This window comes from Stenotrophomonas sp. YIM B13575, from assembly GCF_042787595.1.
GTDB classification, from domain to species: domain Bacteria; phylum Pseudomonadota; class Gammaproteobacteria; order Xanthomonadales; family Xanthomonadaceae; genus Stenotrophomonas; species Stenotrophomonas lactitubi_B.
In genome coordinates this window covers 1-8,437 of record NZ_JBHZOP010000076.1, presented here as the reverse complement: position 1 = coordinate 8,437, position 8,437 = coordinate 1, and the positions used below count along the sequence as shown (strand labels likewise).

The window sequence follows — 8,437 nt, the reverse complement described above, 5'->3', positions numbered from 1 at the left end:
GACCGTTGGCGCCATGGATGGCGCCAACGAGCCCCCATGGATGGGTTTACGGCGTGTCCTGCCAACCCACACCGGCCCGCCCAACAAGCAGAAAACCAGAGCTGCCTTGGCCTTTGACGTTGCTTCGGTTCGCAGCAGGTGCAGGGCGCAGCCCTGCCGATACACCTACTCTCTAGAACGGAGTCGCAGACTCGAACGCGAGCGCTTCGCCCGTCACCGGATGGGTGAACTGCAGCTTCCGCGCATGCAGGTGCACGCGCTGCGCCGCGTCCGCGCCGTACAGCACGTCGCCGACGATGGGATGACCGAGGCTGGCCATGTGCAGGCGCAACTGGTGGCTGCGGCCGGTGACCGGCTCCAGTTCAACACGCGTGCGTTGCGCCGCGACGTCACGCGCCAGCACGCGCCATCGGGTCAGTGCCGGCTTGCCGCGTTCGTGGTCGACCATCTGCCGCGGCCGGTTCGGCCAGTCGACGATCAGCGGCAGGTCCACTTCACCCGCATCACCTTCAAGCAGCCCCTGCACGATGGCTTCGTAGCGCTTGCCCACCTCGCGCTTCTCGAACTGCATCGACAGCGCCACCTGCATGTCCTTGCCGCGCGCGTGCAGCAGCAGGCCGGAGGTGACCTGGTCCAGGCGATGCACGGTCAGCGCATCGGCATACACGGCCTGCAACCGCGCGACCACGCAGTCCTGGTTCTCCGCCGAGCGGCCGGGCACGGACAGCAGGCCGGCAGGCTTCTCAGCCACCAGCAGCGCCTCGTCGATGTAATGCAGATGGATCATCGGTTTCCTTGCCCCTCAAACGAAAACGGGGAAGCCGAAGCTTCCCCGTTTTCTGCGTACCGACCAACGGTCGGTACCTACCTCGCTGGAAAAGCACCAACAACGGTTGGTACCTACCGTGATGGAAGACGTGCCGGCAAGCTGCCGGCACCGACCGCATCAGCCCAGCAGGTGGGCGACGCCGGCGCGCTCTTCTTCCAGTTCGGCCAGGGTCTTGTCGATGTACTTCTGGCTGAAGTCGTCGACCGGCAGATCCTTGACCAGGGTGTACTCGCCGTTCTCGGTGGTGACCGCAAAGCCGAAGATCACGCCTTCCGGGATGCCGTAGGAACCGTCGGACGGCACGCCCATGGTGACCCACTTGCCGTTGCTGCCCAGCACCCAGTCGCGCACGTGGTCGATCGCTGCGTTGGCGGCCGAAGCAGCCGAGGACGAGCCACGGGCTTCGATGATCGCCGCGCCGCGCTTGCCGACGGTCGGGATGAAGGTGTTGGCGTTCCACTCCTGGTCGTTGATCGCATCGGCGATCGACGCACCATCGGCGGTGGCGAAACGGTAGTCCGGGTACATGGTCGGGCTGTGGTTGCCCCACACCACCAGCTTCTCCATGCCGGCGACCGGCTTGCCGAGCTTGGTCGACAGCTGGCTCAGCGCACGGTTGTGGTCCAGGCGCAGCATGGCGGTGAAGTTGCGCGGGTTCAGGTCCGGCGCCGACTTCATGGCGATGTAGGCGTTGGTGTTGGCCGGGTTGCCGACCACCAGCACCTTCACGTCACGCTTGGCGACCTTGTTCAGCGCCGCGCCCTGGGCGGTGAAGATCTTTGCGTTTTCCAGCAGCAGATCCTTGCGCTCCATGCCCGGGCCGCGCGGACGCGCGCCGACCAGCAGGGCGATGTCGGCGTCCTTGAAGGCGACTTCAGCGTCGTCGGTGCCGACCATGCCGGCCAGCAGCGGGAACGCGCAGTCTTCCAGTTCCATCATCACGCCCTTCAGGGCGGCCTGGGCCTTGTCGACCGGCAGCTCCAGCAGCTGCAGGATGACCGGCTGGTCCTTGCCCAGCATTTCACCGGAGGCGATACGGAACAGCAGGGCGTAGCCGATCTGGCCGGCGGCGCCGGTCACGGCAACACGAACAGGTGCTTTCATGGGGATTTCCTCTGCTAAGAAGCTAAGTAGCGTTGTAGAAGATGGCCGCGCGGGCGGGGATGGCCTGGCGGGGCGGCCGCAACATGGAAACGGCCCCCTCTGCAGGGGGCCGTCGGGGGCGGATCAGGCGGCGAGGATCTTGTTCCACTCACCCACGCGCTCAGCCTGGGCGGCGAGCACGGCGTCGGTGTCGCCTTCCAGCGTGATCGAATGGATCACGTCGCCCTGCTTGACCGAATCAACGATCGCCTGGCCTTCCAGGACCTGGCCGAACACGGTGTGCTTGCCGTCCAGCCAGTCGGTCTTGATGTGGGTGATGAAGAACTGGCTGCCATTGGTGTTCGGGCCGGCGTTGGCCATCGACAGCGAGCCGATCTGGTGCTTCACACCATTCTTCTCGTCTTCGAACTTGTAGCCCGGGCCGCCGGTGCCACGACCCTGCGGGCAGCCGCCCTGGATCATGAAATCGGGGATCACGCGGTGGAAGATCAGGCCGTCATAGAAGCCGCGCTTGACCAGGTTCACGAAGTTGGCGACCGTCAGCGGCGCCTTGTCGGCGAACAGCTCGACCTTGATCGGGCCCTGGGTGGTGTCGAAAGTGGCGATGAGGGACATGCAGATCCTTGGGATGCGGGGTGTGTAATCAGCCCCATAAGGATACACCTCCCCCGTGGCATGGGCGGCTTCGACCATCGGCGCAGGCAGGGTCTTCAGCCCGCGGACGGGCAGCGCCGGGACCCAGGCTGAATGGGGGCCTCGACTGGTCTGAAATCCAGGTTTTCGCCAATCGTCAAGTTCGACGTATAATGTTGGACTTCTTTTTCCAAATCCGGCGCCGACTGGCCCCCTTTCGTATGTCCATCGAAAATCTTCGCAACATCGCCATCGTCGCCCACGTCGACCATGGCAAGACCACCCTGGTCGACCAGCTGCTGAAGCAGTCCGGCACCCTGTCCGAGCGTACCGTCCTCGCCGAGCGCGTGATGGACAGCAACGACCAGGAAAAGGAACGCGGCATCACCATCCTGGCCAAGAACACGGCCATCACCTGGGAAGACAAGAAGACCGGTATCAAGAACCGGATCAACATCGTCGACACCCCCGGACACGCCGACTTCGGCGGCGAGGTCGAGCGCGTGCTGTCGATGGTCGACACCGTGCTGATCCTGGTCGACGCGATGGACGGCCCGATGCCGCAGACCCGCTTCGTCACCCAGAAGGCCTTCGCGATGGGCTTCAAGCCGATCGTCGTGGTCAACAAGGTCGACCGTCCGGGCTCGCGTCCGGAGTGGGTGATCGACCAGGTCTTCGACCTGTTCGACAAGCTCGGCGCCACCAATGAGCAGCTCGACTTCCCGATCGTCTACGCCTCGGCCCTGAACGGCTACGCCGGCCTGGAAGACACCGTGCGCGACGGCGACATGACCCCGCTGTACGAAGCGATCATGCAGCACGCACCGAAGCCGGAAGTGGACCCGGAAGGTCCGTTCCAGATGCGCATCAGCCAGCTGGACTACAACAACTTCGTGGGCGTGATCGGCATCGGCCGCATCCAGCGCGGCACCCTGAAGAAGAACATGCAGGTCGCGGTGATCGACCGTGAAGGCAAGAAGCGCAACGGCAAGGTCGCGCAGGTGCTGGGCTTCCTGGGCCTGGAGCGCATCGAGCAGGACACCGCCGAAGCCGGTGACATCGTGGCCATCTCCGGTATTCCGGAACTGACCATCTCCGACACCCTGTGCCACCCGGAAACCCCGGAAGCGCTGCCGGCACTGACCGTCGACGAGCCGACCATCTCGATGACCTTCCAGGTCAACAACTCGCCGTTCGCCGGCAACAAGGACCTGTCCGGTGGCAAGTTCCTGACCAGCCGCCAGATCAAGGACCGTCTGGACCGCGAGCAGGTCCACAACGTGGCCCTGAAGGTCGAACAGCTGGAAGACGCCGACAAGTTCCTGGTCTCGGGCCGTGGCGAACTGCACCTGTCGGTGCTGATCGAGAACATGCGTCGTGAAGGCTACGAGCTGGCCGTGTCGCGCCCGGAAGTGATCATCAAGCAGATCGACGGCCAGGCCATGGAGCCGATCGAACAGCTGGTGGTGGATATCGAAGAAGTCCACCAGGGCGGCGTGATGGAAAAGCTGGGCACCCGCAAGGGCCAGCTGAAGAACATGGAATCGGACGGCAAGGGCCGTGTGCGCCTGGAATACCAGATCCCGGCCCGTGGCCTGATCGGCTTCCAGAACGAGTTCAAGACCCTCACCCAGGGTTCGGGCCTGCTGTTCCACGTGTTCGACCATTACGGCCCGAAGGAACAGGGCGCCATCGCCAAGCGCATCAACGGTGTGATGATCGCCAATGCCCCGGGTACCACCCCGGCGTACTCGCTGGGCCCGCTGCAGGAACGCGGCAAGCTGTTCGCTGCTGAAGGCGACAACGTGTATGAAGGTCAGCTGGTCGGCATCCACTCCAAGGACAACGACCTGACCGTCAACGCGATCAAGACCAAGCCGCTGACCAACATGCGCGCTTCGGGCAAGGACGATGCGATCCAGCTGACCCCGGCGATCAAGTACTCGCTGGAACAGGCCCTGGACTTCATCGAAGACGACGAGCTGGTCGAGATCACCCCGAAGGAGATCCGTCTGCGCAAGAAGTTCCTGACCGAAAGCGACCGCAAGAAGAACTCGCGCGGCGGCTGATCCAGCGAACCGTGAGCCAGAACGGCTACAACCCGGATCCGCATCGGCATCCGGGCCTCCATGTCATCGCCTTGCTCGAAGCGAGCAAGGCGATGCTGGCGTTGTTGGCGGCTACCGGACTGGAAATCCTCGGTCCGCAGCCGCTTCGCGACGGCGTCAATGCCCTGATCCGGCGTTTCAGCCTGGACCCGGATCACGGCACCCTGCCCTCGCTGTTGAATGCCATCAGTCCCGACGCGGTGCACCTGGCCGCGGCGGCGATGATCGGCTACGGCCTGCTGCACCTGGTCGAAGCCTGGGGTCTGTGGAAAGCCAAGGCATGGGCCTCCTGGCTGGGCTGCCTGACCGCCTCCATCTACCTGCCCTTCGATATCTACGCGATCGTCCGCCATCCCGGCTGGGCCTCGTGGACCGTGCTGGCGATCAACCTGATCGTCGTCTACGTGCTGGCGCGCGACCTGCGCAAGCGCCGCCGCTGAGCAGCCGCTACACTGGGGATCGGAGCCGTCGAAGCTGCCCCATGCGCCTGTCCTTGCCGCCCCTCCTGTCCTGTCTGATCGCCGCACTGCCTGCGGTGTTTGCTGCTGGCTGCAGCCCGGCCGCGTCCAGCGCCCACGCTGCCGAACCGGGCAGCAGCAACGTGCCCTTCGCCTACGCCGAGACCGACGTCTCCGACCTGCAGGCCCGCATGGTCGCCGGCGAACTGGACAGCACCACCCTCACCCACGCCTACCTCAAGCGCATCGCCACGCTGGACCGTGCCGGCCCGCGCCTGCGCGCGGTGATCGAGCTCAATCCCGATGCCCTGAAGGAAGCCGCCGAGCGTGATCGCGAGCGCCGTAACGGCCGCCTGCGCGGACCGCTGCATGGCATCCCGATCCTGCTGAAGGACAACATCAACGCCGCGCCAATGGCCACCAGTGCCGGCTCGCTCGCCCTGCAGGGCTTCCGCCCCGACGATGCCTACCTGGTCCGGCGCCTGCGCGAAGCGGGCGCGGTGGTGCTGGGCAAGACCAACCTCAGCGAGTGGGCCAACTTCCGCGGCAACGACTCCATCTCCGGCTGGAGCGCGCGCGGCGGCCAGACCCGCAATCCTTACCGCCTCAGTCATTCGCCCTGCGGCTCCAGCAGCGGCAGCGCGGTGGCCGTGGCCGCCAACCTGGCCAGCGTGGCGATCGGCACCGAGACCGATGGCAGCATCGTCTGCCCGGCGGCGATCAACGGCGTGGTCGGTCTGAAGCCGACCGTCGGCCTGGTCAGCCGCGAAGGCATCATCCCGATCTCCTTCAGCCAGGACACCGCCGGCCCGATGACCCGCAGCGTCGCCGACGCCGCCGCCGTGCTGACCGCCATCGCCGGCCGTGATGACGCCGATCCCGCCACCGCGACCATGCCTGGCCGCGCGGTCTACGACTACACCGCACGACTGGATCCGCAGGGCCTGCGCGGCAAGCGCATCGGCCTGCTGCAGACACCATTGCTGAAATATCGAGGGATGCCACCGCTGGTTGAGCAGGCGGTCGCCGAGCTGCGCCGCGCCGGCGCCGTGGTGGTGCCGGTGGAACTGCCCAACCAGGGCGCCTGGGCCGATGCCGAGCGCATCGTCCTGCTGTACGAATTCAAGGCGGGCCTGGAGCGTTACCTCAACACCTACCAGGCGCCACTGCGCAGCCTGGCCGGGCTGATCGCCTTCAACGAGGCACACAAGGGCCAGGAACTGGGCCTGTTCGGCCAGGAGCTGCTGCAGGAGGCCCAGGCAACCCCTGGCCTGGGCGATCCCGTCTACATCCGCGCGCGCAGCGATGCGCGGCGACTGGCGGGCCCGGAAGGCATCGACGCCGTGCTGGCATCGCAGAAGCTGGATGCGCTGGTCGCACCGACGACCGGCGTGGCCTGGCCCCTGCGCAGCACCGGCGATGACTTCCCCGGCGAGAGCTACAGTGTCGCCGCCGTCGCCGGCTACCCCAGCCTGAGCGTGCCGATGGGCCAGATCGATGGCCTGCCGGCGGGGCTGTTGTTCATGGGCACGGCCTGGAGCGAACCGAAGTTGATCGAGATGGCCTACGCCTATGAGCAGCGCACGCGCGCCCGGCGTCCGCCGCACTTTGATACCGACACCCTGATCGAATCCGGCGATCCGTGATCGTGTTTCTGTAGAGCCGAGCCCACGCTCGGCTTCACCGGAAAATCGAAAGCAGCCGAGCATGGCTCGGCTCTACAGAGGCTGGTCGGGCTCCACCGGCGCGATCGCCGCCTCACCGTCCTCCGCACCGGGTGAACGCACATCGGCGCTGCCTGCACGCCGCATCCGCGGCATGTCCAGCTCATCGTCCTGCTGCAGGCGCGCGCGTACCTGTGGCAACGATTGCGGATGCTCGCGCGCGAGGAAATCCAGCATGCGTTCGCGTACCAGGCAGCGCAGGTCGAACGCATCACCGGAACTGCGCGCACTGACCAGCAGACGCACCTGGATCGCGCGCTCGCTGGTCTCGGTCACCTGGGTCACGCACACCCGGCCGTCCCACAGCGGCTGGCCCTGGCAGATGCGTTCCAGCTCGGCACGTATCGCCGCGATCGGCGCGCGGTAGTCCAGCCACAGGAAGGCCGTACCCAGCAGGTCGGCACTGCGTCGCGTCCAGTTCTGGAACGGATGCTCGATGAACCATGTCAGCGGCACCACCATCCGCCGCTCATCCCAGATCCGCACCACCACATAGCTGCTGCCGATTTCCTCGACACGCCCCCACTCGCCCTCGACGATCACCACGTCATCGAGCCGGATCGGCTGGGTCACCGCGATCTGCAGGCCGGCGATCAGGTTGCCGAACACCGGTTTGGCGGCGATACCCGCCACCAGGCCAATCAAGCCCGCCGACGCCAACAGTGCGGTGCCGATCTTCTGCACCATCGGGAAGGTCAGCAGTACCAACGAAGCACCGAGCACGATGATGCCGCCCATCAGCACGCGGCTGAGCACCCGCGTCTGGGTCTGGATGCGGCGCGCTTCGAGGTTGTCCGAGACATCAATGGGATGACTGCGCAGGATTGCGCGTTCGCCCGCAGCAACGCCGCGTACCAGCAGCCAGATGAAGCACGCGGTCAAGCCGATGTGCAGCACGCGCAGCAGTTGATCGAGCGCGTGTTCCGGCAGTGGCGTGGATTGCAACGCGGGAATCAGCAGCAGCAACGGCCATGCGGTGGCCATCGGCAGCCCGAGCACACGACCGATGCGCGCGCGGCGACGATCACGTCCTTTCAGCCGATGATAGATCCACAGGATCAACCACGCGCCGATGCCACCCACCAACACTGCCAATCCCAACGGCCATGCATAGGCCTGTGCGCTTTCCCAGTGCACCGTTGCCACCTCCACTCGAACACCAAGCGGACAGCCTCGCGCATAGCGCATGAGCGTCACGTCAGTCGTTCGTAAGGAGGGTGTTGGTCGGCAGGGCTTGCAGCCCTGCACCTGCTGCAAGCTGGAGCAACAACAACAGCCGAAGCAGAAGCGGATTTCCTGCGGGATGGCGGGGTGGGACCGGTTGCGGGAGACGCCGTAAACCCATCCCTGGGGGCTTGGCCGCGGCATCCATGCCGCGGACACTCCCGCAACCGGACCCACCCCGCCTTCGACAGATTTCCGCGATCTGCCGGCATTTCTGTAGAGCCGAGCAATGCTCGGCTCAATTCGTTCCGATATCGAAATATTCGATTTCGATGGAGTCATCCACGCATGGCGTGGATCTACCAGACATCAGGAAACTGTCGAAGGTGGGGCGGGGGGGGGGGGGGGGGGGGGGGG

The 8,437-nt window shown here is 65.6% G+C and carries 7 protein-coding genes; 3 read left to right on the top strand and 4 right to left on the bottom strand.

Features of this window, described 5'->3' with window-relative positions; translation table 11 throughout:
• Positions 1 to 172 precede the first annotated feature (172 nt).
• From ACFX4F_RS13335 to ACFX4F_RS13325, 3 genes are all read right to left on the bottom strand, one after another.
• Positions 173 to 787 carry an RluA family pseudouridine synthase gene (locus ACFX4F_RS13335; RefSeq protein ID WP_099819144.1) on the bottom strand — a complete coding sequence of 205 codons (615 nt, stop codon included), beginning with the start codon at positions 785 to 787 and terminating at the stop codon, positions 173 to 175.
• Between the two features lie 159 nt (positions 788 to 946).
• Positions 947 to 1,933, bottom strand: coding sequence for a malate dehydrogenase (locus ACFX4F_RS13330; protein WP_025879435.1), 987 nt, complete (start codon positions 1,931 to 1,933; stop codon positions 947 to 949).
• A gap of 123 nt (positions 1,934 to 2,056) precedes the next feature.
• Positions 2,057 to 2,548, bottom strand: a complete 492-nt coding sequence (locus tag ACFX4F_RS13325) for a peptidylprolyl isomerase (RefSeq protein ID WP_025879436.1) — start codon at positions 2,546 to 2,548, stop codon at positions 2,057 to 2,059.
• 239 nt (positions 2,549 to 2,787) lie between these two features.
• On the opposite strand from ACFX4F_RS13325, the gene typA reads away from it, so the two are divergent.
• Genes typA through ACFX4F_RS13310 form a run of 3 tightly spaced genes read left to right on the top strand, consistent with a single transcriptional unit; the run spans position 2,788 to position 6,778 of the window.
• The gene (gene typA, locus ACFX4F_RS13320; RefSeq protein ID WP_025879437.1) at positions 2,788 to 4,635 is read left to right on the top strand and encodes a translational GTPase TypA; all 1,848 of its coding nucleotides are present in this window, start codon (positions 2,788 to 2,790) and stop codon (positions 4,633 to 4,635) included.
• Positions 4,636 to 4,646: 11 nt separating this feature from the next.
• On the top strand, positions 4,647 to 5,114 hold the full coding sequence (locus tag ACFX4F_RS13315; protein ID WP_025879438.1) for a DUF2127 domain-containing protein: 468 nt from the start codon (positions 4,647 to 4,649) through the stop codon (positions 5,112 to 5,114).
• A 41-nt stretch (positions 5,115 to 5,155) separates the two neighbouring features.
• Positions 5,156 to 6,778: an amidase gene (locus ACFX4F_RS13310; RefSeq protein ID WP_380656011.1), complete on the top strand. Its 1,623-nt coding sequence runs from the start codon at positions 5,156 to 5,158 to the stop codon at positions 6,776 to 6,778.
• Positions 6,779 to 6,850: 72 nt separating this feature from the next.
• Here the strand turns inward: ACFX4F_RS13310 and ACFX4F_RS13305 are convergent, their stop codons facing one another.
• On the bottom strand, positions 6,851 to 7,993 hold the full coding sequence (locus ACFX4F_RS13305) for a mechanosensitive ion channel family protein (RefSeq protein ID WP_380656016.1): 1,143 nt from the start codon (positions 7,991 to 7,993) through the stop codon (positions 6,851 to 6,853).
• Positions 7,994 to 8,437: the final 444 nt, after the last annotated feature.

Bases quoted from the DNA above. Each gene is read 5' to 3' on its own strand.
- ACFX4F_RS13335 (WP_099819144.1), bottom strand. From the start codon at position 787: ATGATCCATCTGCATTACATCGACGAGGCGCTGCTGGTGGCTGAGAAG.
- ACFX4F_RS13330 (WP_025879435.1), bottom strand. From the start codon at position 1,933: ATGAAAGCACCTGTTCGTGTTGCCGTGACCGGCGCCGCCGGCCAGATC.
- ACFX4F_RS13325 (WP_025879436.1), bottom strand. From the start codon at position 2,548: ATGTCCCTCATCGCCACTTTCGACACCACCCAGGGCCCGATCAAGGTC.
- typA (WP_025879437.1), top strand. From the start codon at position 2,788: ATGTCCATCGAAAATCTTCGCAACATCGCCATCGTCGCCCACGTCGAC.
- ACFX4F_RS13310 (WP_380656011.1), top strand. From the start codon at position 5,156: ATGCGCCTGTCCTTGCCGCCCCTCCTGTCCTGTCTGATCGCCGCACTG.